Source organism: Serratia ficaria, from assembly GCF_900187015.1.
Taxonomy (GTDB): Bacteria; Pseudomonadota; Gammaproteobacteria; order Enterobacterales; family Enterobacteriaceae; genus Serratia; species Serratia ficaria.
The window spans coordinates 3,439,277-3,463,379 of sequence record NZ_LT906479.1; the positions used below are offsets into that span (position 1 = coordinate 3,439,277).

At 60.0% G+C, this 24,103-nt stretch carries 17 protein-coding genes and 1 tRNA gene; 6 read left to right on the forward strand and 12 right to left on the reverse strand.

Translation table 11 applies throughout. The features are described 5' to 3' along the window. Positions 1–100: 100 nt before the first annotated feature. Complete coding sequence (locus tag CKW09_RS16335) at positions 101–1,366, reverse strand: oligosaccharide MFS transporter (RefSeq protein ID WP_095098366.1); 1,266 nt, start codon at positions 1,364–1,366, stop codon at positions 101–103. 181 nt (positions 1,367–1,547) lie between these two features. After that, on the reverse strand, positions 1,548–4,667 hold the full coding sequence (locus CKW09_RS16340) for a beta-galactosidase (protein ID WP_095098371.1): 3,120 nt from the start codon (positions 4,665–4,667) through the stop codon (positions 1,548–1,550). A 235-nt stretch (positions 4,668–4,902) separates the two neighbouring features. Between CKW09_RS16340 and CKW09_RS16345 the strand changes: the two genes are divergently transcribed. The 3 genes from CKW09_RS16345 (at position 4,903) to CKW09_RS24990 (ending at position 9,321) form a co-directional block, all read left to right on the forward strand. Then, on the forward strand, positions 4,903–5,967 hold the full coding sequence (locus tag CKW09_RS16345) for a LacI family DNA-binding transcriptional regulator (RefSeq protein WP_095100214.1): 1,065 nt from the start codon (positions 4,903–4,905) through the stop codon (positions 5,965–5,967). Positions 5,968–6,549: 582 nt separating this feature from the next. Further along, positions 6,550–8,748 carry a catalase/peroxidase HPI gene (katG, locus tag CKW09_RS16350; RefSeq protein WP_095098374.1) on the forward strand — a complete coding sequence of 733 codons (2,199 nt, stop codon included), beginning with the start codon at positions 6,550–6,552 and terminating at the stop codon, positions 8,746–8,748. Positions 8,749–9,177: 429 nt separating this feature from the next. Then, a complete protein-coding gene (locus tag CKW09_RS24990; protein WP_445263842.1) occupies positions 9,178–9,321 on the forward strand; it encodes a DUF805 domain-containing protein in 144 nt (47 codons plus the stop codon). Between the two features lie 6 nt (positions 9,322–9,327). Here CKW09_RS24990 and CKW09_RS16360 read toward each other — a convergent pair whose 3' ends face one another. The 4 genes from CKW09_RS16360 to CKW09_RS16375 form a co-directional block, all read right to left on the reverse strand. Continuing rightward, positions 9,328–10,386: an NAD(P)H-dependent flavin oxidoreductase gene (locus tag CKW09_RS16360; RefSeq protein WP_095098382.1), complete on the reverse strand. Its 1,059-nt coding sequence runs from the start codon at positions 10,384–10,386 to the stop codon at positions 9,328–9,330. A gap of 204 nt (positions 10,387–10,590) precedes the next feature. Then, entirely contained in the window at positions 10,591–11,988 is a 1,398-nt protein-coding gene (locus CKW09_RS16365) for an MFS transporter (RefSeq protein WP_061795951.1), read from the reverse strand. A gap of 172 nt (positions 11,989–12,160) precedes the next feature. After that, positions 12,161–13,351 (reverse strand): sugar transporter, encoded by a 1,191-nt coding sequence (locus CKW09_RS16370; RefSeq protein ID WP_061795950.1) that lies wholly within the window; start codon positions 13,349–13,351, stop codon positions 12,161–12,163. A 276-nt stretch (positions 13,352–13,627) separates the two neighbouring features. After that, positions 13,628–14,806, reverse strand: a complete 1,179-nt coding sequence (locus CKW09_RS16375; RefSeq protein WP_061795946.1) for a Gfo/Idh/MocA family protein — start codon at positions 14,804–14,806, stop codon at positions 13,628–13,630. Positions 14,807–15,147: 341 nt separating this feature from the next. On the opposite strand from CKW09_RS16375, the gene CKW09_RS16380 reads away from it, so the two are divergent. Together CKW09_RS16380 and CKW09_RS16385 are read left to right on the forward strand one after the other, a co-directional pair. Next, positions 15,148–16,182: a LacI family DNA-binding transcriptional regulator gene (locus CKW09_RS16380; RefSeq protein WP_061795944.1), complete on the forward strand. Its 1,035-nt coding sequence runs from the start codon at positions 15,148–15,150 to the stop codon at positions 16,180–16,182. A 44-nt stretch (positions 16,183–16,226) separates the two neighbouring features. Beyond that, a complete protein-coding gene (locus tag CKW09_RS16385) occupies positions 16,227–16,913 on the forward strand; it encodes an aspartyl/asparaginyl beta-hydroxylase domain-containing protein (RefSeq protein WP_095098385.1) in 687 nt (228 codons plus the stop codon). 4 nt (positions 16,914–16,917) lie between these two features. Here the strand turns inward: CKW09_RS16385 and CKW09_RS16390 are convergent, their stop codons facing one another. The 5 genes from CKW09_RS16390 to CKW09_RS16410 form a co-directional block, all read right to left on the reverse strand. Next, entirely contained in the window at positions 16,918–17,634 is a 717-nt protein-coding gene (locus CKW09_RS16390) for an ABC transporter ATP-binding protein (RefSeq protein ID WP_061795940.1), read from the reverse strand. After that, complete coding sequence (locus CKW09_RS16395) at positions 17,631–18,506, reverse strand: ABC transporter ATP-binding protein (RefSeq protein WP_061795939.1); 876 nt, start codon at positions 18,504–18,506, stop codon at positions 17,631–17,633. The genes CKW09_RS16390 and CKW09_RS16395 overlap by 4 nt, the downstream gene beginning before the upstream one ends. Next, positions 18,503–19,789: a high-affinity branched-chain amino acid ABC transporter permease LivM gene (gene livM, locus CKW09_RS16400; protein ID WP_061795937.1), complete on the reverse strand. Its 1,287-nt coding sequence runs from the start codon at positions 19,787–19,789 to the stop codon at positions 18,503–18,505. The genes CKW09_RS16395 and livM overlap by 4 nt, the downstream gene beginning before the upstream one ends. Positions 19,790–19,800: 11 nt before the next feature. Beyond that, positions 19,801–20,715 (reverse strand): ABC transporter permease subunit, encoded by a 915-nt coding sequence (locus tag CKW09_RS16405; protein WP_061795936.1) that lies wholly within the window; start codon positions 20,713–20,715, stop codon positions 19,801–19,803. 162 nt (positions 20,716–20,877) lie between these two features. Further along, the gene (locus CKW09_RS16410) at positions 20,878–21,996 is read right to left on the reverse strand and encodes a branched-chain amino acid ABC transporter substrate-binding protein (RefSeq protein ID WP_061795935.1); all 1,119 of its coding nucleotides are present in this window, start codon (positions 21,994–21,996) and stop codon (positions 20,878–20,880) included. Positions 21,997–22,461: 465 nt separating this feature from the next. Here CKW09_RS16410 and CKW09_RS16415 point away from each other — a divergent pair. Continuing rightward, positions 22,462–22,537: transfer RNA gene (locus CKW09_RS16415), tRNA-Asn, on the forward strand. A gap of 408 nt (positions 22,538–22,945) precedes the next feature. Here the strand turns inward: CKW09_RS16415 and CKW09_RS16420 are convergent. Then, entirely contained in the window at positions 22,946–24,103 is a 1,158-nt protein-coding gene (locus tag CKW09_RS16420; RefSeq protein ID WP_095098388.1) for a RecB family exonuclease, read from the reverse strand.

The following is a 24,103-nucleotide window of genomic DNA, read 5'->3' on the forward strand; positions in this document are numbered from 1 at the left end:
TAGAGAAGCCCGCTCAGGGAAACCTGAGCGGGCTTTTCGATTTCTGGGATCTTGCCGCCTTTCTTGAGCTTGTTGTCGGGCCGGCTCCCCTGCGTTGGCGTTACGGCGTGGCGGCGTTAGCCTCCGCCGATGCACGCAGGCCGCGCCCTGTCAGCGTGAAATAGGAAATGACGGTAAAGGTTGTGGTGATCAGGCCAAGGATCAGATAGGCCTGATGAAAACCCACCGAGTCATACATTCTTCCTACCCAGGCGGAAAGCACCACGCCCGAAAGCTGTTTGGACAAATTAAAACCAATCAGGAACAAGGTTGCCGACACCCGGGGGTCAAACACCGAGGAGATATATTTGAAGGTGCCCACCAACAGGAAAGGCAGCTCGAACATATGCAGCGTTTTCAGCAGAATCACTTCAATGCCGCTGCTGGCGAAGGACGAACCGATAATCCTTACCGACATGATGACGCCGGCCACCAGCAGCGCATTCTTGGCGCCGATGCGGTTAATGATAAACGGGGCGCAGAACATAATGCAGGCGTTCAATAACTCCCCGCCGGTAGTGACGAAACCGAAGATCTCGGTGCCCCTTTGGGGGGATGAAAAGAAGCCTTTGAAAAAGTTGGCGAATTGCTGGTCGAACACGTCGTAAATACTGGCGACGCCGATAACGTATAACAGGAAGGCCCAGAAGCGCGGCATTTTTAACAGATCCAGCGCCATGGCCAGCGAGAACTCGCGCCGATTCGCTCCCAGCTTGTCCATTACCTGCACCGTCTGGTTCGGTTGCGGGCGGGAAACAATCAGCAAGACGGCCAGCACCCCCCCAAACCCTGAGGCAATCCAGAACGTAATGTTGGGGTTAATGCTGAACAGCAGCCCAGTTATCGACGCGCAAATGGCCCAGCCCACGCAGCCGGAAACGCGAACCTTGCCGTATTCAAAACGGTTGGTGCGGCTGACGCGTTCAATATAGGCCTCCACAGCCCCCGCGCCGCCGGAGAAAACAAACCCCAGGTAAAGCCCCCCCGCCAGCGCGCCGGCATAAATATTGTATTGCAGCAAAGGCGCGAGCACGTAAATAAAGAACGGCGCGAATAAAATCAAAAGAATGACAATCGCCCAGAGCAGATGTTTGCGCAGGCCCAGCTTGTCGGAGATTAAACCGAAAACCACCTGGAAAATAATGGCAAACAAGGCAATAAATGAAAATACCATCCCAGTTTCAGTTTTGCTGAGGTGATTGACATCCGAAAGCCATATCGGGAAAAAAGGGAAATACGCCGACATGATAAAATAATAGAAAAAAAAGAATAGCATGAAATAAATAAAGTTATGTCTTTCCTGCGCCGAGAGCTGAGTCAATTTCATAGTGTCACCTGGATTATTATTTTGTAATGGGGGAAACATACCCAAAACAATTGGAGTTGCATCACAACAAAACCAACGATTTTGTTGAACTGCGCTTGCGCTGGCCCCAACGATTCGGGTAAGTGAGCGCAGCCAACACAGAGGCAGCTTCAAGTATGACGGGCATATCCCCCCTCCACGTTTACCGATGCTTAATACTGACCTGATAACGCCACTGCGTTTCCTTTAACAACCACTCTTTATGCACGCTCGGCGTCCAGGAATCATCTCCCCCCACGCCCATGTGCCGCGCATCCAGGGTAATCCAGATACCGGGTTCAGCACGCAACAGATGCCAATGGTCGACATCCATCAACTGTTTGCTGCCGTAAGGCATGATGGAGAAATGGAATAACCCGTCGACACGCCAGCCTCCCCAATTGAGTTCATGGGTGTTGCATCGCAATCCATTCTCCGTGGGAAAGACATACGGGGTGACCATCTCACTCAACGGCAGGCGCCAGCGTGAGAAACAGGCGCTTTTTTGGCGGTCGGGGTAGTTCTCATGCGGCCCCAATCCTAACCACTCGACATCTGCGGAGGCCGATGTGGCTTGGAAAACCATGCCGATACGCGCCAGCGGCGGCAAATGGCCAGCACGCTCTCCTGCTACGTCGATCTTCAGCGCGCCGTGGCAATCAATGCTCATCTGCCAGTGGCTGACGATCAGAACCTCATCGTCATACCGGTAATGGAAGGTGCTGCGGATCTCCACGCGGTCTTCGTAAACCGCCGCCGTGCACTGGGTGCAGGTTCGCTGCATGGCATAAAGCCCGGCTTTTTTCCAGCGTTCCACCCAGGCGTTAGGGTCGCATCGTTCAACTTCACTGACCCCTATGTCGTTATCCAGCGGCGCACGAACAAACTGGTCGGTGAACGGACTCATCAGTTTGTTTTCACCCGCCACCGTCCATCGCATCAACAAACCGCTCTTGCTGTCGATAAACCATTCCCGATCGCCATGCAGCACCCGGTAGCCGTCGTCATGGCGCTGCAGTTCAGGGCGAACGCCAGGTTTTGGCGCATCCGGCAACGCCAGAGCCGTCGGCAAATGGAATTGTTGCCATGCAACGCGGTGCCCGGCCGATGACCAGGCGGTGGCTTCCGGTTGGATAACTTCAAGGATCAGAGTGACATTGCGGGCATTCGCCGGCAAATCGATACGTTCCGCCAGGGTGACGACGGCATTTCCCTGCGGCGGGATATCCAACGCCTCCTCGCCAGACCGCCATTCGCGCCCATCCTGTTCAATCCGCCAGTGCAGCCTTTCATTGTCGGTACGGCGGAACAGGTACTCACTGCCGACAGTCACCTCGAGCGGCGCATGGCCCACCAACGAAAACTGGAAGAACTGCTGCGCATGTTTGGCTTCATGGAGCGAGGGGTGTGGCGTGCGGTCGGCAAACACCAGGCCGTTCAGGCAGAACTGCCGGTCATTGGGGGTGTCGTTGAAGTCGCCGCCATAGGCCGATACGCGCGCTCCATTTCCATCGTCTTTAAGCAAAGATTGATCGGCCCAGTCCCAGACAAACCCGCCCTGAAGCCGCGGATACTGACGAAACGCGCGCCAGTATTCGTCAAAATTCCCCAGGCTATTGCCCATCGCGTGGGCGTATTCGCACAGTATCAGGGGGCGGTTTTCGCCCGGCATGCCGACCCATTTTTTTATCGACCATTTTGGCACTCCAGGGATGAGTTGATCTTCATCCACCCGAGCATACATTGGGCAAAGGATATCCGTTGCCGCACTGTTGGCCCCGCCACCCTCGTACTGAACCGGCCGCGTGGGGTCGTTGCTTTTAATCCAGCGATAAAGCGCATCATGCAAACTGCCGTGCCCGGACTCATTGCCCAACGACCAGATGATGATGGAGGGATGGTTGCGGTTACACTGCACCATGCGGGTCACGCGGGCGCTGTAAGCCGGGAACCAGCTCGGATCGTCACTCAGCCGCGCCATCGGCACCATGCCGTGAGTTTCGATATTGGCCTCATCCACCACGTAAAGGCCGTAGCGGTCACAAAGCTCGTACCAGCGTGGATTGTTGGGATAATGCGAACAGCGCACGGCATTAAAGTTGTTCTGCTTCATCAGCAGAATATCCTGAATCATATCCTCTTCGTTGATCGCCTGGCCGCGCACCGGGTGGTGCTCATGCCGGTTGACGCCACGGATCAGCAGCGGTTTGCCGTTCACTTTCAGCAACCCGTCCCTTATCTCTACGTGGCGAAAACCGGTGTCCGCCGCCTCGGCCTCGATCAGTTGCCCATCGGCGCCATAAAGCGCAATGACGGTCCGATAACAATGGGGTAGCTCGGCACTCCACAAATCCGGCGCCTGCACCGGCAACGCAAAGGTTACCCGATCGGCATAAGTCCCCCGCTCGTCGATCGCCTCGGTGCCCAACGGCTTGCGCTGGCCGGCGATTTTTTCGTCGCCTCGCCACAGGGACAAATCCACCTGCAGCCCCGTCAGCCGGGCTTTCCCCGCAGCGACGTGGACCGAGGCCTGCAAGGTGCCATGCCGGTACTCCGTATCCAGCCCGGCGGACAACTGGAAATCGGTAAGGTGGATGTCCGGCTTGTGCAGCAATGACACCGAACGGTAAATGCCGCTCATGCGCCACATGTCCTGATCCTCAAGCCAGGTCCCCGAACTCCAGCGCATCACCAGCGCGCAGAGGCGGTTCCCGCCGGCACGAAGCGCATCGGTTAAATCGAACTCGGCCGGTAAACGGCTGTCCTGCGAGTAGCCAATCCACACTCCATTGCAAAAAAGGTGGAACGCCGAGTTCACTCCGTTGAAGATAATTCGGGTTTTGCCTGTCTTCAGCCATGCCTCGGGGATTTCGATCTCGCGCGAATAGCACCCCGTCGGGTTTTCCTGCGGCACAAAAGGCGGTTCGGTCGAGATCGGGTAGCGGACGTTGGTGTAGATCGGCGCATCATAGCCGTCCATCTGCCAGTTAGAAGGCACGGTTACCGGCCGGCTATCCCGGCTATCCTCCACCAACCAACGCGGATCCACCGCTTCGGGCCGGTCCAGATAAACAAACTGCCATTCGCCATCCAGCGAAACGCGCCGATCGGAGCGCCGGCTATCCCTGGCCTCCTCAACCGTGCGCCAACTGCGAAATTGCGGGTGGGCAGGCAATCTGTTGAGGTGGGTGACGGCCGGGTTTTGCCAGTCCTGCCGGGCCAGAACCTGATGGAGAAGGCTGTCCGGCGGGTTGTCGTTTACCGAATAAAGAGGCTGCTTCATAACAATCCTTACCTGTTGCCAAATGGATGTATAGCGCTATACATTTTCATTCGAGTAAATACGATCCACGCCTTGGCCGGCAATGAATTTAGTGGTTATATTTGAGTTCAATCACGCTATTTCTCGATTGTTTCCTTTAATGTATTACGCATGACATCAAATGTTTTTTTACTACATTTTCGGACAGAACGACGCATTGCCGGCCAAGGCCGCACTTTATTGCGAGAGGGAATTGATGAATAAACGACAGGCAACGCTGGAAGACGTGGCAAAACAGGCGGGTGTCTCCCAACAGACCGTGTCACGGGTGCTGAACAACCCGGATATCGTCTCCGAGCGCACGCGCAATAACGTGCTGGGCGCGATGAATACGCTCAATTATGTGCCTAACCGCTCCGCACAGATCCTGGCCGGCAAGACCTTGCCGACGTTCGGCTTGCTCACCACCTCCCTTGCACTGCATGCCCCTTCGCAAATCGCCTCGTCGTTCAAGCGCCATGCGGAATTGGTGGGGTATCAGGTGGCCATCTCGATGCTGAAAACCGGGCGGTTGAGCGTCCTTCAGTCGGCGCTGAATGAATTTAGGGCGCAGAAGATCAACAGCGTGGTCATGAGCCTGCCGCTGGAAAAAGCGGATGCAGAAACCCTGGTACGGGATAACCCGGACATGCGGCAACTGTTTCTGGACGTGCCTCCCGCCGCAGAGGTCTGTCATCTTGGCTTTCTCCACAGCGACGGCACGACCAGCAGCGTTAACCTGCTTCTGGAGCTGGGGCATCGGAAATTCGGTTTGCTGGCCGGACCGGAAAGCTCCATTTCGGCACGGCTGCGTCTGGCCTGTTGGCGCGACACCCTGTATCAGGCAGGCATTGCGGAGACAGATACCGAATACGGCGACTGGAGCGCCAACAGCGGCTGGGTAAAAACCGTGGAATTATTCAGCAGACACCCGGATATCACGGCAATGCTGGTCGCCAGCGACCAGATGGCGTTAGGGGTCATCAGCGCCTTGCGGCAACTCAACAAGCGTATACCGCAGGATGTGTCCGTGATTGGCTATGACGATACCCCCGACAGCCAGTATTTCCACCCGGCCCTGACCACGGTGAGGCAGGACTTTGACCTTATCGGTAAACGTGCGGTCACTCATTTATTGAGCATGGCGAGTCAGCCACAAGAGGCGTTTAACGATCTGCTACCGACCACCCTGGTTATCCGGCAGTCCACCGGCAAACCGGACGCAGCGGGTTCGGAGAGCGCGCTCGTCAGGCAACTGAAAGCCTTGGTGCAGCAGCTGTAATATTCCCTCCGAAATTCTGCCCTGTTCGGAAGCAGAATATTCACCAATCTTTATACAATTTAAATTCAATGAGTTAGCATATAAATCTTCCTGATGGATTTTCATTTCCCCTCCGCCTTGGGCGGATAAGATGGAAAATTAGCGTGCTTTAACCACCGCCATGACAAAACCATCCCTTCTCTCCAGGCATCGACCTGTGCCCATTTGTCAGCCTCTTGAGAAGGGTATTGCGGTTTGCGCTGCCGTTTCAGCTTAAATAAGCCGCGGCGGAACCGCAATCAGGGATATCCCGCCATTAATCCCGGCATTCCGTCTATCAATCACATCTTATTGAATAGCCGTGAACTATCACAACATTCAACCATTCCTATTTTATCTATCCGCCGCCGCTGACTAAGCTTATCGATGAGTCTTCCTGCGCCCGTTAGCGGCCCGGAAGTCAAACTCGATAACTATCGAACACGTTCAGTTACTTAGCGCAACACCCGACGCGAGCATCATCCGCATATCAAGTTAACGGCTCCCCGCGCGGCGCAACCGGCCGCGCCCAGAGAGCATACCAACGGAAGCAGAGAGCGCATTATGACAACTGAAAGCAAATGCCCATTTTCGGGCGGCAATAAGCCGGTGAATCCCCAGCGCGGCCCTTCGAATCACGACTGGTGGCCCAACCAACTCAGCCTGAAGCCGCTGCACCAGCACTCCCCCCTGTCCGATCCGATGGATAAAGATTTCAACTACGCCGACGCGTTCAACAGCCTCGATCTGGCCGCCGTCAAACAGGATCTGCACGCCCTGATGACCGACTCTCAGGAATGGTGGCCGGCGGACTTCGGCCACTACGGCGGCCTGTTTATCCGCATGGCCTGGCACAGCGCCGGCACCTACCGCATAGGCGACGGCCGCGGCGGCGCGGGCGAAGGCCAGCAGCGTTTCGCCCCGCTCAACAGCTGGCCCGACAACGTCAGCCTCGACAAGGCGCGCCGCCTGCTGTGGCCAATCAAACAGAAATACGGCCGCAATATCTCCTGGGCCGACCTGCTGGTGCTGACCGGCAACGTGGCGCTCGAGTCGATGGGCTTCAAAACCTTCGGCTACGCCGGCGGCCGCGCCGACACCTGGGAGCCGGATGACGTCTACTGGGGCTCGGAGAAAATCTGGCTGGAGCTGAGCGGCGGGCCGAACAGCCGCTATTCCGGCGACCGTGATCTCGAAAGCCCGCTGGCGGCGGTGCAAATGGGCCTGATCTACGTGAACCCGGAAGGCCCGGACGGCAACCCCGATCCGATCGCCGCCGCGCGCGACATTCGCGAAACCTTTGCCCGCATGGCGATGAACGATGAAGAGACCGTGGCGTTGATCGCCGGCGGGCACACCTTCGGCAAGACCCACGGCGCGGGCCCGGCATCGAACGTCGGCGCCGATCCGGAAAGCGCCGGCCTGGAATCCCAGGGCCTCGGCTGGCACAGCACCTTCGGCACCGGCGTCGGCAAGGACGCCATCACCAGCGGCCTTGAGGTCACCTGGACCACCACCCCGACCCGATGGAATCACGACTTCTTCCGCCACCTGTTCGAATACGAATGGGAGCTGTCGCAGAGCCCGGCCGGCGCGCACCAATGGGTGGCGAAGGACGTGGGCGAAACCATTCCCGACGCCTTCGATCCCAACAAAAAGCGCCGCCCGACCATGCTGACCACCGACCTGTCGCTGCGCTTCGATCCCCTCTATGAGCCGATCTCGCGCCGCTTCTACGAGCATCCCGAAGAGCTGGCCGACGCCTTCGCCCGCGCCTGGTTCAAGCTGACCCACCGCGATATGGGGCCGCGCGCCCGCTACCTCGGCCCGGAAGTGCCGGCGGAAGAGCTGATTTGGCAAGACCCGGTTCCGGCGGTCAATCATCCGCTGATCGACCAAGGGGACATCGCCGAGCTTAAAAACCGGGTGCTGGCCTCCGGCCTGCCGGTTTCGACGCTGGTCGCCACCGCCTGGGCCTCGGCCTCCACGTTCCGCGGCTCCGACAAGCGCGGCGGCGCCAACGGCGCGCGCATCCGCCTGGCGCCACAGAAGGACTGGGCGGTCAACCAACCGGCTCAGCTGGCGCAGACGCTGGCCACGCTGGAAGGCATTCAGCGCGCGTTCAACGATGCCCAGCCGGGCGGCAAACGCGTTTCGCTGGCGGATCTGATCGTGCTGGCCGGCTGTACGGGCGTGGAGCAAGCGGCGAAAAACGCCGGTCTCCAGCTGCAGGTGCCTTTCGCGCCGGGCCGCACCGACGCCACCCAAGAGCAGACCGACGTCGATTCCTTCGAGGCGATGGAACCGGCGGCCGACGGCTTCCGCAACTTCCTCAAAGGCAAATATCAGGTGCCCGCCGAGGTGCTGCTGGTGGACAAAGCGCAACTGCTGACGCTGACCGCGCCGGAAATGACCGTGCTGGTCGGCGGGCTGCGGGTCCTGGGCGCCAACTTCGGCGACGCCAAACACGGCGTCTTCACCGATCGGCCGCATGCGCTGACCAACGACTTCTTCGCCAACCTGCTGGACATGGGCACCACCTGGCACCCGGTCGGTGATGACGGGATCTTCGAGGGGCGCGATCGCCACAGCGGCGCCGTCAAGTGGACCGGCACGCGCGTCGATCTGGTGTTCGGTTCGCACGCCCAGCTGCGCGCCCTGGCCGAAGTCTACGGCAGCGCCGATGCGCAGGAGAAGTTCGCGCACGACTTCGTCGCCGCCTGGAATAAGGTGATGAACCTGGACCGCTTCGATCTGGCCTGATCTGAGCTGCGTTAAACGGGCCCGCCCGGGGTGACTCAGGCGGGCTTTTCATCGAGTAAGGGACCCATGCGCCTCAATACACTGAAGTGATAACGAAAGGTTTATAGGCCCGTATAAGCTTTAGCTGCCAACGCCTCCATCGATGAATGTTGAAAAAATCCAGTTTGAGTCGCACTGAAGGAGCTGGTAGTCAATAAAACAAGAAAGCCAACGCACAGGGCCTAAGCGATTGCACATGATCAACGCCTTGCTCAACAGTTACAAAAAAACCTTCAGCTATTCAGGCCGTGAGAGCCGCCGCCATTTTTAGCGCTGCTCCTGTGCCAACATGCCTGGTTTCTGCTTTATCTGGCCGTTATCGCCAGCAGGGTTAATGAAATCTCCCTCTTCGCGCTGGCGGCGTTTCTGTTGCCCCTGCTGGCGGCGAATGTGCGCCGCCTGCACGATGCGGGTTATTCGGGCGCCTGGTGCCTGACCTGGTTCTGCTTTACGCCCTATGTGATGCTTATCTTCGCCCTGTTTCTTCCCGCCAGGAACATCGATAACCCTTACGGCGATCGCCAAGCGGCATAACCGGCCTCAGGCGTGGATCGCCTCCAGCTCTTCCGCCAGCAGGGCGACCAGCTGAGCAGCCGGCATCGGCCGCGCCAGCGCCACGCCCTGCCCGGCCCACAGCGACAGAAATTCCGCACGCCCCGCTTTGGCCGCCGCCTGGCGAATATCGCCGGTCAGCGCGTTTTGCACCGGGTAAGGCAGAATTTGCCGCTCGAAAGGACGCATGCGCTCCATAAACTGATTGACGATGCCGCGCGCCGGTCGGCCGCTGAAGGCCCATGTCAGCCGGGTGCTGTCGTCGCCGGCGCTGCGCAATGCGCTGCGCCAGGCTTCGGCGATGCCCGACTCCGGGCTGCAGAGGAAAGCGGTGCCCAGCTGCGCCGCCTGGGCGCCAAGCAGCAAAGCGGCCGCAATGCCGCGCCCGTTCATGATGCCGCCTGCGGCGATCACCGGGATTTTCACCGCCGCAACCACCTGCGGGATCAACGCCATCAGGCCAACCGAGGACTGTTCAAAATCGCCGAGGAAGGTGGGCCGGTGCCCGCCGGCCTCGGAGCCCGAGGCGCAAATAAAGTCCGCCCCGGCCTGCTCCCAGGCTTTGGCTTCGGCCACCGTGGTGACGGTGCCGATCACCCGCGAACCGGCCCTTTTAAACTGCGCGACCGTTTCGCGCGGCAGCACGCCGAAGGTAAAGCTGACCACCGGCGGCGCGGCCTCCAGCAACGCCGCAATCTGGTCGCGGCTGTTTTCCGCAAATTTTTGCGGCGTGCCGCCGCTGCCGAGGCCCAGCGCGTCGCGGAACGGCTGCAACAGACGCTGAGCCTGCTGCAGCGCGGCGGCCTCCGGGTGTTGCTCATCGAGAATAAACAGATTGATATTAAACGGCGCGGCGGTCTGCGCCTTGATTTGCCGCACCCGCTCGATAATCACCTCGGGGGCGTACGCCGCCGCGCCGCAGGATCCCAGACCGCCGGCGTTGCTGACCGCAACCGCCAGTTCCGGCGGCGAAGCGCCGTTCATCGGCCCCTGGACAATCGGATAGCGCAACCCAAGCGCGCGGGTAAAAACAGAAGATGCCGTCATCGTTTTCTCGCCTGTTCTCAGTGAATTCGTTTTTCCGCCGGCAGCGCCGCCGGAGCCCGACGGAAAGCATAGCACCCTCTCAGCGCCCCCTTCGTTCAGTTAGTGCTTCATCTGCCGCCGCTCCAGCGGCAGGAAGTGATGCGCCACCGGCCGATCCGGGCCGATACGAAAACCCAGCGCTTCAATCGGCGCCGGCTGGGGAGGTCAGATGTTTTCCAGGTCGATGCCGCGCGTTTTCGGGCCGAACAGCCCAATCACCAGCATGACGATCAGCATGCTGACGACGATAAAGGCAATCACCCCCAACGATCCGCCGTACTGCAGGATAACGCCGATGATGATGCTGCTGAACACCGTCGACAGGCGGCTGAACGAGTAACAAAAACCCACCGCGCGGGCGCGGATGTAGGTGGGGAATACCTCGGACTGATAAGAATGGTAGCTGTAGGTCAGCCAGGCGTTGGACCAGGTGATGAAGAAACCGCAGAGGATCAGCCACAGCGGGTTGTTCTGCAGCGCGAACAGCGACCCGAAAATCACCGTTACCAGGCACGACAGAACGATCTGCCACTTGTTCTCCATTTTGTCGGCATACAGGCTGCACAACAGCGACCCCACCGGATAGGCCAGCGTAATGAAAAAGGCGTACAGCAGGCTGTGGGTGACCGAGGCGCCCTTGCCGGACAGCAGCGCCGGCAGCCAGTTGCCGAAGCCGAAGAAGCCGATCGCCTGGAAGAAATTCATCACCACCAGCATCAGCGTGCGGCCGCGATACTGCGGCGACCAGATATCCCTGAAACGCCCCTGCTTCGGCACCGGCTCGGCCTCGTCGCCCCCGCGCTGCGGGAACTCCGCCGCGTCGGTCACGCCGCAGCGCCGCTCCATCGCCAGCATCACCTGCCTGGCCTGCGGGTAGCGCCGTTGCTGCACCAGCCAGCGCGGGGATTCCGGCAGCCCCTTGCGCACCAGCCAGATCACCAGCGAAGCCACTGCGCCGGCGATCACCACGTAGCGCCAGCCGCTCAGCCCGAGAATAGTCTGCGGCACCAGCCACCAGGACATCAGCGCCACCGTCGGCACCGACAGAAACTGAATGAAAAACGCGAAGGCGAACGCCCGGGTGCGCAGATGCGCCGGCACCCATTCGGTCAGGTAGGTGTCGATGGTCACCAGCTCGATGCCCAGCCCGACCCCCACCAAAAAACGCAGGAAGATAACCCACTCCGCCTGCTGCTGGAACGCCAGCAGCAGCGAGAATACGCCGTACCAGGCCAGCGCGAACATAAAGGTGGTGCGGCGGCCAAAGCGGTCGGCGTAAGGGCTGAGCAGGCTGGCGCCGATGAACAGGCCGAGGAAGGTGGCCGAGGCGAAGGCCGCCTGGTCCGAAACGCCGAATACTCCCTGCGCGCCGGTGTGGAAAATGCCGTCGGCGATCAGGCCGGTGCTGATATAGCCGGTCTGAAACAGATCGTAGAGTTCGAAAAAGCCGCCCAGCGACAGCAGGATGATAAAGCGCCACAGGCCGGCCGACGCGGGCAAGGCGTCGATCCTGGCCGACAGATCCCGCTCATGGATAGGCGAAGCCGCCACAGAGTCACTCACCGTTAACCTCCCATTAACATATTTGATGACTTTCTATGCTAGCGATCCGGCGCCGGAGTTAAATTTTTAATTAGCAGCCTATGAAAAAAAGTTAAGCATAAAACGCTGCAGCGGACTGTTTTACAGAGAGAAAATTTAGCTGCGGCGGCCGGGCCCGGCCGCCGCAGGGGGATTAACGGCTGTGGTGCTGCTGCAGCCGTTCGCTGCGGTAGAAGTTCAGCAGGCACCAGCCGAGGGCGATCAGCGCCAGCGGCGCGCCGACGAAGCCGATGTTGCCCATGCCGAGATGCAGGCTGACCTGGTTGCCCAGCAGCGCACCGCCGCCGATGCCGAAGTTGTACAGCCCGGAGTAGATCGACATCGCCACGTCGGTGGCGTCCGGCGCCAGGCTCAGCACCTTGGCCTGCATCGACAGGCCGATGGCCATGATCGCCATGCCCCAGAAGATGCACAGCAGGGTCAGGTGGTTTTCATCGCCGGAGGCCGGCAGCAGCAGCAGCAGGCTCAGCGCCAGCAGCGCGATGGCGCCGATAAAGAATCCCGAAGGGAAACGTTCGCTGAAGCGGCTGAACAACAGGCTGCCGACGATGCCGGCGGCGCCGAACAGCAGCAGCATCAGGGTGGTGAAGTTCTCGGAAAGCCCGGCCACCGTCTGGATAAACGGCTCGATGTAGCTGTAGGCGGTGAAGTGCGCGGTCACCACGATGATGGTCAGCATATACAGGCTGACCAGCGCCGGGCGTTTGAACAGCACCGGCACGCTGGACAGCGAACCGGAATGTTCGCTTTTCAGCTCCGGCAACAGGCGCCACAGCAGCGCCAGCGCCAGGGTGGCGCATACCGCGATGCCGATAAAGGTCATGCGCCAACCGAGGATCTGGCCAACGACCCGCCCCAACGGCAGACCAAGCACCATCGCCAGCGCGGTGCCGCCGGCCAGCAGGCTCAATGCCTGGGCCTTCTTGCCCGCCGGGGCCACGCGGATCGCCAGCGACGCGGTGATCGACCAGAACACCGAGTGGGCCAACGCCACCCCGGCGCGCGAGATAACCAGCGTGGTGAAATTCCAGGCCACGGCGGTCAGCACGTGGCTGGCGATAAACAGCATGAACACCCCGATCAGCAGCTTGCGGCGCTCGATCTTGCTGGTCAGCAACATGCACACCAGCGAGGCGGCGGCGACGATCCAGGCGTAAATGGTGATGATCAGCCCGACCTGCTCGGTTTGCATCGAGAAGCTGGCGGCGATATCGCTCAGCAAACCGACCGGAATAAACTCGGTGGTGTTGAAAATAAAGGCCGAGACGGCAAGAATGACCACGCGCAACCAGGCGGTTGAGCGGGAGACGTTGGTGTGTTCCATGGTAAACGGGGTCCGGACAGGTGCGGCAAGTAGCGATATTTTAACCAACTGGCGGGATAAATGCGATATGCGTCACATTTTTATTGTATGGAATTTTGTGATCCCCGTCCGCCGCGCCGGGCAGACGGGGATTAACAGGGACTACCGGCTGAGGCTCTGCTGCAGGGCCGCCACCGAAGTTCTCCAGCGCGAACACAAATGGTCGAGCATCGCCTCAAACGGCAGATGCCCCAGGCTATCGGTACAGAAAGACAGTTTCATCGGTTATTCCTTAAATCACTCGAAGTTGACCCAACGGGCGCCGCCGTCGGCGGAACGCACGCAGTTTTCGATCCAGCGCACCCCTTCCAGCCCGGCGTCGATATCCGGATAGACCAGCTGCGCCAGCGCCTGCCGGTCGCCGCGATCGCTGGCGTCGATCGCCAGCGCGAACTTCAGGTAAATGTTGGCCCAGGATTCGGTCAGCCCTTCGGTATGCAGCACGCCCAGCCGCTCATAGGCGTTGCAGTCGTCGTTCAGATACGGCATGCCGCGATGCAGGGTCTGGCCCGGCAGCCCCTGCACCTCATAACGCAGCTCGCTGGGGTTGACGTCGCTCCACTCCAGGCTGGCCTTGCTGCCGACGATGCGAATGCGCTGGCTGCTCATGGCGCCGGCGTTGACCGAAGAGGCCCACATGCGCCCTACCGCGCCGTTGGCGTAACGCATCATTACCAGCGCGTTGTCCTCCAGCGGCGCGCGCGCAGGAATAAAGCTCTGGCGATCGCAGAGCAGCTCGCGGATTTGCATCTGCGGCATGATCAGCTGCGACATGTAGTAGGTGTGGGTAGAGAGATCGCCCAGCACGAAGCTGGGCCCGGCGACGCGCGGATCGACGCGCCATCGCTGCGCTTCGTTGACCTGGTCGCCGTCGTCGGTGGCGTTAAAACCGTGGGTGTACTGCAGATCCACCATGCGGATCTCGCCGATCTCGCCGGCGGCGATCATCGCGCGCATCTGCAGCAGCAGCGGGTGGCCGGAGAAACCGTAGGTCACGCCGACGATGCGGTTTTTTTCCGCCGCCAGCGCCTTGATCTCGCGCGCCTCGCGGCTGGTGAAGAACAGCGGCTTTTCGCAGATGACGTGCAGCCCGGCCAGCAGCGCCGCGCGGGCAATCTCATAATGGGTGCCGTTCGGCGTGGCTATCGACACCACCTCGATACCGTCCTCGCGCTGCGCCTCCCGGCTGAACAGCAGGCGGTAATCGGCGTAGCAGCGATCGGCCGCCACGCCGAGGTTGACGCCGAATTCGCGGCCGCGCTCCGGCACGATATCGAACGCCCCGGCCACCAGCGCAAAGGCGGTGTTATCCCGCAGGGCCCCGCAGCGGTGTTTATACCCCACCTGCCCGAGCCGCCCGCCGCCCACCATCGCCCACCGCAACGGACGGGCTATTTTTCTTTCGCCATTCAACATGTCTGCTCCTGAATTCCGGGGATTGAATCAAATTGCACCCGGGTGCAAAATTGGATGCAACCGGGTGCAAAATCAGGTGGCAAATCGACCGTAAAACCAGAGCCACTTGCCGTGGACTATTGGAGATGGCTAAAAATAAGTCAAATTCAGCGAGTGATATTTGCCCGCCAGGATCACAATTCGCACAAAAATACGCCGCACCGCGCCTGCCGGCTCTCACGCCGGGAGGGCGCGGCGCGGCGGCGTCTCCCGCTTGGCGAAAGGCTGTGCTAATCTGTTGAACCTTACCGTTTTTTCAGAGCGGTATTTCAGCGACCCGAAGCGTTCACCGCGAGCGAAGGATGATGGCGAAGAAACCCGGTTCTACCCCGCAAACGACGGCCCACAAGGCGACCGCCAGCGACGTGGCGGCCCGCGCCGGCGTCTCGAAATGGACGGTATCGCGCGCCTTTACCGACGGCGCGTCGATCTCCGAACATGCGCGGCTGCGGGTGCAGGCCGCGGCGCGCGAGCTCGGCTATCGCCCCAACCTGCTGGCGCGCAGCCTGTCGAAAAAAAGCACCCGCATCATCGGGCTGGTGGCGGACGAGCTGAAGAATCCGCACATCTTTCCGTTGCTGGATGAGGTCACCCGCCAGCTGCAAAGCCGCGGTTACATGGCGCTGCTGCTGAATATCACCTCGGAGGGCGATTATGAATCCGCCCTGACCCTGGCCGACCAGATGCAGGTGGACGGGCTGCTGTTCCTCGGCACGGTGCTTAACGAGCGGCTGATCCGGCTGGCGCAGGATATTCATCGCATTCCGCTGGTGGTGCTCTACCGCTACAGCGAAAGCCCCTATATTCAGGTGCTGGCCACCAACGGCTACCAGGCCGGGCGCGAGATCGGCGAACTGTTTGCGCAGCAAGGCTACCGGCGCATCGGCTATCTGGCGGGGCCGATCAGTGAATCGACCCAGCTGCGGCGGCTCGACGGCTTTCGCGATGCGCTGGCGGAGCAGCGGCGCGAAGTCAGCCTGGTGCTGCAGGCGCCGCACTATCAGCGCCAATGCGGGCTGGATGCCGTGAGCGATTATCTGGCCGCCACCCCGCCGGCGCAGCGCGTCGAGGCCATTTTTTGCGAGAACGACATTCTGGCGATCGGCGCGATCGACGCCCTGCGCGCCACGCCGGGCGCCGCGCCGATCGCCGTGGTCGGCTTCGACGACATCGAGCTGGCGGCCTCCCCCAGCTACCAGCTGACCACCTACCGCCAGCCGATGCAGGCGCTGGTGGCCGACGGCATCCATTGCCTGACGCAGGCGTTTGAACCCGGCGGCCAGCGGCTGTATGCCGGCGAGCTGGTCATTCGGCGCTCGCACCTTAACAAGCAATAGCGTCAAAAGACGGCGGAAAGCCCGGTTACTGATTCGAGGTCACTATGTCAGCTATTTACGATTGGTCGGTGCTTGCGTTGCGCAAGGTTTACGATCGCCGCATCCATAGCGCGCCGGTGCTGGACAGCACCGCGCTGTTCCCCGATGCGCAGCGCTTTATCGCCCACTGGCGGCAGATCCGCGACGAAGCGCTGACCGTCGCCGAAGATCTGCGAAACATTCCGCGATTCCACGAAATCATGAGCGAACAGGCGTCGATCTCCGCCAACGACGCGCGCGACTGGCGCATGTTCATCATGCAGGCCTACGGCCACCCCATTCCCCGCAATCTGGCGCGCTGCCCGGCGCTGGCCGGCATTATCGCCGCTTCACCGGACGTGCTGTCCGCCTCGCTGTCCTTTCTGGCGCCCGGTAAGCGGGTGCCGGCGCACCGCGGCCCGTTCCGCGGCATCCTGCGCGGTTATCTGGTGCTGGACATGCCCACGCGCGAGGACGGTTCGCCCGCGGCGGTGCTGAAGGTCGACGGGCGGGAGTATCGCCTGCGCGAGGGGGAGTTCATGCTGTGGGACGATACCTTCGAACACGAGGTGTGGAACGACAGCGAACGGGTGCGCACCGTGCTGCTGCTGGACGTTCGCCGCCGCGATTTACCCGGCGGGCTGCGGCTGCTTTCCCGCGCCATCATCGCGCTGGTGCGGCTGAACGTGCGCTGGATCCAGCGCACGTTCTAGGCGGTTACCCGCCGCCCAGATAGGCCTTTCTCACCTCCTGATTGTTGAGCAACTCTTCGCCGCTGCCGCTCAGGCGGATCTGGCCGTTGACCATCACGTAGCCGCGATCCGAGAGCTTCAGCGCATGGTTGGCGTTCTGCTCCACCAGGAACAGCGTCATGCCGCTGCGGGTCAGCTCGCGCAGGGTGCCGAAGATCTGTTTGACGACGATCGGCGCCAATCCGAGGCTGGGTTCGTCCAGCAGCAGCAGTTTGGGCCGGCTCATCAGCGCCCGGGCGATCGCCAGCATCTGCTGTTCGCCGCCGGACATGGTCATCGCCCGCTGGTTGCGCCGCTCCTTCAGCCGCGGAAACAGCTCGAACATCCGCTGCAGATCCTCCTGCAGATAGCGATTGCCGACGGTAATGGTGCCCATCAGCAGGTTTTCCTCCACGCTCATGTCCGGGAAGATGCGCCGCCCCTCCGGCGCCTGCGCGATGCCGCTGCTGGCGACAAAATGGGTAGAGCGGCGGCTGATGTCTTCGCCGCGAAACAGGATCTGCCCGCCGCTGATGCGCGGCTGGCCGAAGATAGACATCAGCAGCGTGGATTTGCCCGCGCCGTTGGCGCCGATCAGCGCCACCGTTTCCCCTTCGTTCACCTGCAGCGACACCTGCTGCAGCGCCTGGATCGGGCCGTAAAACACGTCGACATCGCGAAATTCCAGCATCGCCTCACTCATCCCGCCAACTCCTCTTCGTCCGCGCCAAGGTAGGCGGCTATCACCGCATCGTTATGCTGGATCTCTTGCGGAGTGCCGCGGGCGATCACGTCGCCGTGATCGAGCACGATCACCCGATCGGAGATCTCCATCACCATCCCCATGTCATGCTCAATCAGCAGCACCGTAATGCCGTGATGCTGGCGCAGAAAGCGGATAATGCGGCTCAGCGTGGCCGTTTCGACCGGGTTCAGCCCGGCGGCCGGCTCGTCGAGGCAGATCATCTCCGGCGTGGTGCACATGGCGCGGGCGATCTCCAGCCGCCGCTGTTGGCCGTACGACATCTCCCCCGCCAGGCGATTGGCGCAGTCCGCCAGATCCACTACCTCCAGCCAGTAGAAGGCGCGATCCAGCGCCTCGTTCTCCGCCTTGCGGTAGCCCGGGGTATTCAGCACCCCGGCGATCAGGTTGCGGTTGCTCAGCATGTGCTGGGCCACCAGCAGGTTCTCCACCACCGACATCTCGCGGAACAGCCGAATATTCTGGAAGGTGCGCGCCAGCCCGGCGCGGTTGACCAGATGGGTGCCGCCGAACATCTTGTAATACAGCCGCGAGCCCAGCCGCTTCGGGTTCACCCAGTCGCCGGCGCGAAACTTCTGCCCCAGCACCTGGATCACGTCGGTCGGCCGCTTGTGGGTATTCAGCAAAATTGCCCCGCCGGTGGCGCGATAAAACCCGGTCAGGCAGTTGAATACCGTGGTTTTTCCGGCGCCGTTGGGGCCGATCAGGGCGGTGATGGATCCGCGCTCCACCGCCAGATTGACGTCGTTCAGCGCCTTGATGCCGCCGAAGCGCATCATCAGATGTTCCACCTGCAGGATGGCGTCGCTCATGGCGCCACCCCCTTGCGGGCGGCGAAGCTGGCGCGGCTGATGCGCACCAGCCCGCGCGGCCGCCAGATCATCATCGCCACCATCAACACGCCGAACAGCAGCACCCGGTATTCGGCGAAGCTGCGCAGCAGTTCGGGCGCCACCGTCAGCACGAAGGCCGCCAGCACCACGCCGATGGTTGAGCCCATGCCGCCGAGCACCACGATCGCCAGGATCAGCGCCGATTCGAAGAAGGTGAACGAGGTCGGGTTAACGAACCCCTGATAGGTGGCGAAAAACACCCCGGCCAGCCCGGCGGTGGAGGCGCCGAGCATAAAGGCCGACAGCTTCACCAGCACGTGGTTCAGGCCGAGGGAGCGGCAGGCGATCTCGTCTTCGCGCAGCGCTTCCCAGGCGCGGCCGATCGGCATGCGCGTCAGGCGGTGCTTGATGTACAGCACCAGCAGCACCACCAGGAACAGCACCGCGTAGATAAAGACGAACTTCAGGTTGGGGTTATAGGTGATGCCGAGGAACTCGTGGATCGGCACGCCGCCGTCCTTGGCCCGCCGGCCGAACTCCAGGCCGAACAGGGTCGGCGCCGGCACCGAGATGCCGTTGGGGCCGCCGGTCAGCGACATCCAGTTGTTCAGCACCAGCCGGATGATTTCGCCGAACCCCAGGGTGACGATGGCCAGATAATCGCCGTGCATGCGCAGCACCGGGAAACCCAGCAGCGCGCCCGCCAGCGCCGCCATCAGCGCCCCCAGCGGCAGCATCGCCCAGAACCCCAGCCCCAGATACTGGTAGCCCAGCGCCAGCCCGTAGGCGCCGATGGCGTAAAACGCCACGTAGCCCAGATCCAGCAGCCCGGCCAACCCGACCACGATGTTCAGCCCCAGCCCGAGCAGCACGTAGATCAGCCCGAGGATCGCCACCGTCAGCAGGTATTTGGTGGCGATGAAGGGAAACAGCAGCGCGATCGCCGCCATCAGCGGGATGATCCAGCGCAGGCTGGACTTGTAGCCCAGCGGCCGCACGTATACGCCGTCGTTGCCGCCGTCGAAGCGCGCCAGCACCTTGCGCCCGGAGGCGGTTTGCAGGAACAGGCTCAGCAGCAAACGCCCCGCCGCCACCGCCGCGATGATCCACACCAGCCGGTGCGGTTCGACGTTAAAGCTGTAGCCGTTCAGCACGATGCCGACGATCGGCCCGAACACGATCAGGGCGATCAGCCCGGCCAATACGGCGTCCAACAGGCTGCGTTTAATATCCAGCCCGGAATTCATGACAGATTGCGACATGGTTTTCTCCCTCACACCTTGGCGACCAGCGGCCGACCGAGCAGGCCCTGAGGGCGGAAAATCAGGATCGCCACCAGCAGGCCGAAGGAGAACACGTCCTTATAATCGGAGTTCACCATGCCGGCGAACTGCGCCTCCGCCACGCCCAGCAGCAGCCCGCCGAGCATTGCGCCCGGCAGCGAGCCGATGCCGCCCAGCACCGCGGCGGTGAAGGCCTTGATGCCGATGATAAAGCCGACGTAAAAATCGAAGGTGCCGTAGTTCATGGTGATCAGCACGCCGGCCAGCCCGGCCATGGCGGCGCCGATCACGAACACCAGCGAGATCACCCGGTCGGTATTGATGCCCAGAATCGACGCCATTTTGCGGTCCTGCTGGGTGGCGCGGCAAATGCGCCCCAGCCGGGTGCGCTGGATGATATAGGTAAGAATGGCCATGCCCAGCAGCGAAGCCACCAGGATAAACACCTTGGTGTAGGTGATTTGCACCACGCCGCCGTCGAACTCGAAGCGGAACACGCCGCTCAGCAGCGTGGGGATCCCCTGCTGGCGCGGCCCCTGGCTGATTTGCGCATAGTTTTGCAAGATCAACGACATGCCGATGGCCGAGATCAGCGGCGCCAGGCGGGTGGAGTTGCGCAGCGGTTTGTAGGCGATGCGCTCGATCACCCAGCCGTAGACGCCGGTAATGACGATGGTGAACACCAGCGTGCCGAGGATCAGCAGCGGGAACGACTGCAGCCCGAAGAAGGACAGCAGCGCCAGCCCGATGGCGCACAGGTAGGCGGAGATCATGTACACCTCGCCGTGGGCGAAGTTAATCATGCCGATGATGCCGTACACCATGGTGTAGCCGATGGCGATCAGGCCATAAACCGCGCCGAGGGTCAGGCCGTTGATCATCTGTTGCAGAAAGAAAACGTCCATAAATAAGCAGTCTCGCCTGGTGAGGCCGCAAACGAAATCCGACGCGGCCCAAAGGAAGTATCGGAACGGATCCGCCCGATGCGCGGATCCATAACTGGCATTTCTCCAATGGATTCCAAGCTGCGGCCAACGACGCCGCAGCCTGAAAGACGCAGGCGAAAGTTAGAGCTGGTGATATTTCCCTTTGTCGTCCCATTGATAGACCACGTAATCCGAGACTTTCAGGTCGCCCTTCTGGTCCCAGGCCTTTTTGCCCATGACGGTATCCACGTCGTGCGACTTCAGCCATTCGCTGGCCTTGGCGCTGTCTTTGCCGCCGGTGGCGCCGAAGGCGGCGGCGATCGCCTGAATGGAGGCGTAGGAGTAGAGGGTGTAGCCTTCCGGCTCAAAGCCGCTGGCGCGGAACTTGGCGATCACCGCCTTGCCGTCCGGGATTTGGCGCGGGTCGTTGCCGAAGGTCATCAGCACGCCGTTGGTGTACTGCGGCCCGCCGGCGGCGGTCACCAGCTCTTCGGTCACGATGCAGTCGCCGGAGAAGAACTTGGCGGTGACGCCCTGCTCGCGCATCTGGCGCACCAGCGGCCCGGCTTCCGGATGGCAGCCGCCGAAGTAGACGACGTCCGGCTTGACCGAGGCGATTTTGGTGACCAGCGCGTTGAAGTCTTTTTCGCCGCGCGACAGCCCCTCATACAGCACCTCTTTCACCCCGCGCTTGTTCATCGCCGCCCTGGCGGCGTCCGCCAGCCCCTGGCCGTAGGTGTCTTTGTCGTGGATCACCGCGATGCGCTTGGCCTTTAGCGTATCCAGCATGTAGTTGGTGGCGATCACCCCTTGCTGATCGTCGCGGCCGCACATGCGGAACATGCCGGTCATGCCCCGCTCGGTGATCTGCGGGTTGGTGGAGCCGGGGGTGATGGCGATGATGCCGGCCTCGTCATACACCTCGGAGGCCGGCATGGTGGAAGACGAGCAGAAATGCCCCACCACCGCTGACACCTTGTCCTGATCGACCAGACGGTTGGCGACCGCCACCGCCTGTTTCGGTTCGCAGGCGTCATCCCCCTGCACCAGTTTGATTTTTTCCCCTTTAATCCCGCCGGCGGCGTTGATGTCCGCCGCCGCCTGCGAAGCCCCGCGCCAGTACTGATCGCCATAGGTGGCGTTAGGCCCGGAGAACGGCCCGGCGACGCCGATAACGATATCCGCCTGGGCGGTGAAAGCGGTTCCTAAACAACCGATAAGCAGAGCAGCGAGCGGACTTTTAATCAATTTTGATGACATCGTTGTTTTCCTCAGCACTGTTTTAGCGGAACGCCCGGGGGCGCAGAGCACGTCACTTTATGTGTAGACGGGGAAAATAATTTGCGTGAGAGCACAGTCGCATTACCCAAAATTAAGTAAGCAAAAATCCAGCCATTGTGACGGCCAATACATATTTTTTGCTTATTCATCGTACATATAAGTTGCCGCCCCGGCGATCCGGCGCGATGCGGGGGCCGTGGCGCCGGGCAGGCAGCGCGGCGACACGCGCGGAAGGCGTGTGGAGTGCCGGCGCCGCACCATAAATGTGCAGCGCCGGGTGCAGGGCGCGGCAGCGCTTTTTTGTCGGCAAAATCACCGCATAACCGCGATGAATGCCGAAAAACAGCGCAAGGTGCTCATTCTGTCAGCAAACGCGCTTTTTTCACGGTTTAGCGCTTTGACAAAGCCCGGCGGCGTCGCTATTATTCGCCCCGTTCACACGATTCCTCTGTAGTTCAGTCGGTAGAACGGCGGACTGTTAATCCGTATGTCACTGGTTCGAGTCCAGTCAGAGGAGCCATATTAGAAAAGCCCGCTTAAGGAAACTTAAGCGGGCTTTTTGCTTTGGTGCTTTCCTTTGGCCCGGTGAAATCGGGATACGTGAGAAACCAAATTCCAGACAATAAAAACCCCGTTGGTGATTTTTCGCCCTTAACGATAGGTGATCGTTAAGCAGCGACATGCGACCATACAATCTAACACTTGTATGCCCATGCCGACAGGCAATGTAAGGGTAAGGTACTGATGTTGCATTCCGCATTATGTGGAGAACGCGGATGAACATGCTGTCTGTGATCATCATCGTGCTGGAGCTTTTGTCAACGCTGTTACGATTGATTAACTTGTTGAATTAACTCTCAAGTTAAAACGCAGCTAAAGGGGAAGGCCATTTCCCCTTTTAATAACTATCTCATCCTTCAGGTAAGCTTTATTTCCATTGCAAGAAAAATTGGAATGCGGATCGCTTTGGATCCTGTGTATCAATTACATAAAAATTTCGAGGGAAACTTCCTTCTGCGCTTCGACCTAAGCGATTTAAACCATACATTGATAAAAGACGCCCGACTATCCTTTCCGACTCAGGAAAAATCTGCGAGGGGATTCGAAATACCTTTATTGTATAACCATTAGCAAGCTGAACTCGAAGAGTGATTAAACTATCCCCCTCCTCAACGTCCAGTAACCGCCCGATAATATCATAGTCAGAGAACGTAGGTCCAAACTGATGTTGCTGCAGGTGTTGCTGTAGCTTTTCACGATAAACAGGGCATGAGCAACGACTTATACATGTGACGCAATGTTTTCCAGTTTGTACAAGAGCTTCGGCATAAAAAGTCTTATTCAATGGTAATGTATTGTTCAATTTACTAAGAATATGGATAAGTCGGTCATTCAGGATTTTATCCAGATGTCCCAACCAGCTGTCAGAAGCACCTGCCAGCTCTAATTCAATATCAACATCAGGAATCTGTTCTTTCACCATCATCCCATATGCCGCAATTTGCAGAAAGTAATGGTCTTTAGGCTGGTTTGTTTCATCCAATACTTTGCCGGTTTTGAAATCAACGACCCGTATCGACCCCGAGTCTGTTTGATAAATCAGATCTGCTCTTCCAATCATATTGAACTTGGAGCTGCTAAGTATTTTTTCTCTGCCAAAAGGAATTATTCCTTCTTGCTTTTCGAGCCTGATTGGCGAATATTTTCCTCGCTCCACAAAAGGTTTAGTTATCGATTTAGCATAGCGAACTTGTTCAAGCAGCGTCTGACGGGATATTATTCCTGAAATGCCGTAATGTTGAAGGACCCATTCAGTAATGGGCCCTGCCCGTTTAGTATTCCTCAATGCACTAATGAAGGAGCTCTCTAACAGCTCTACAAATGAGGCTGGCGTGCCATCTAAATTCTTTTGCAATGTATTCGCCAACCAATGTACAACACTTCCGAGAATCGTCCGAGGATGTAAAGATACCTGGTGGGTAGTATGTAGTTCACTCTCCAGTAAGTATCTCGCTGGGCATGCAATAAACACTCCTAGCTTAGACGGGATCGCCGGACGAGTACGCGTAAGTGTTATAGCATTCAT

What these genes read in the sequence shown, in the direction of transcription:
- CKW09_RS16335 (WP_095098366.1), bottom strand. Translation starts at nt 1,366, where the DNA reads ATGAAATTGACTCAGCTCTCGGCGCAGGAAAGACATAACTTTATTTAT.
- CKW09_RS16340 (WP_095098371.1), bottom strand. Translation starts at nt 4,667, where the DNA reads ATGAAGCAGCCTCTTTATTCGGTAAACGACAACCCGCCGGACAGCCTT.
- CKW09_RS16345 (WP_095100214.1), top strand. Translation starts at nt 4,903, where the DNA reads ATGAATAAACGACAGGCAACGCTGGAAGACGTGGCAAAACAGGCGGGT.
- katG (WP_095098374.1), top strand. Translation starts at nt 6,550, where the DNA reads ATGACAACTGAAAGCAAATGCCCATTTTCGGGCGGCAATAAGCCGGTG.
- CKW09_RS16360 (WP_095098382.1), bottom strand. Translation starts at nt 10,386, where the DNA reads ATGACGGCATCTTCTGTTTTTACCCGCGCGCTTGGGTTGCGCTATCCG.
- CKW09_RS16370 (WP_061795950.1), bottom strand. Translation starts at nt 13,351, where the DNA reads ATGGAACACACCAACGTCTCCCGCTCAACCGCCTGGTTGCGCGTGGTC.
- CKW09_RS16375 (WP_061795946.1), bottom strand. Translation starts at nt 14,806, where the DNA reads ATGTTGAATGGCGAAAGAAAAATAGCCCGTCCGTTGCGGTGGGCGATG.
- CKW09_RS16380 (WP_061795944.1), top strand. Translation starts at nt 15,148, where the DNA reads ATGATGGCGAAGAAACCCGGTTCTACCCCGCAAACGACGGCCCACAAG.
- CKW09_RS16385 (WP_095098385.1), top strand. Translation starts at nt 16,227, where the DNA reads ATGTCAGCTATTTACGATTGGTCGGTGCTTGCGTTGCGCAAGGTTTAC.
- CKW09_RS16390 (WP_061795940.1), bottom strand. Translation starts at nt 17,634, where the DNA reads ATGAGTGAGGCGATGCTGGAATTTCGCGATGTCGACGTGTTTTACGGC.
- CKW09_RS16395 (WP_061795939.1), bottom strand. Translation starts at nt 18,506, where the DNA reads ATGAGCGACGCCATCCTGCAGGTGGAACATCTGATGATGCGCTTCGGC.
- livM (WP_061795937.1), bottom strand. Translation starts at nt 19,789, where the DNA reads ATGTCGCAATCTGTCATGAATTCCGGGCTGGATATTAAACGCAGCCTG.
- CKW09_RS16405 (WP_061795936.1), bottom strand. Translation starts at nt 20,715, where the DNA reads ATGGACGTTTTCTTTCTGCAACAGATGATCAACGGCCTGACCCTCGGC.
- CKW09_RS16410 (WP_061795935.1), bottom strand. Translation starts at nt 21,996, where the DNA reads ATGTCATCAAAATTGATTAAAAGTCCGCTCGCTGCTCTGCTTATCGGT.
- CKW09_RS16420 (WP_095098388.1), bottom strand. Translation starts at nt 24,103, where the DNA reads ATGAATGCTATAACACTTACGCGTACTCGTCCGGCGATCCCGTCTAAG.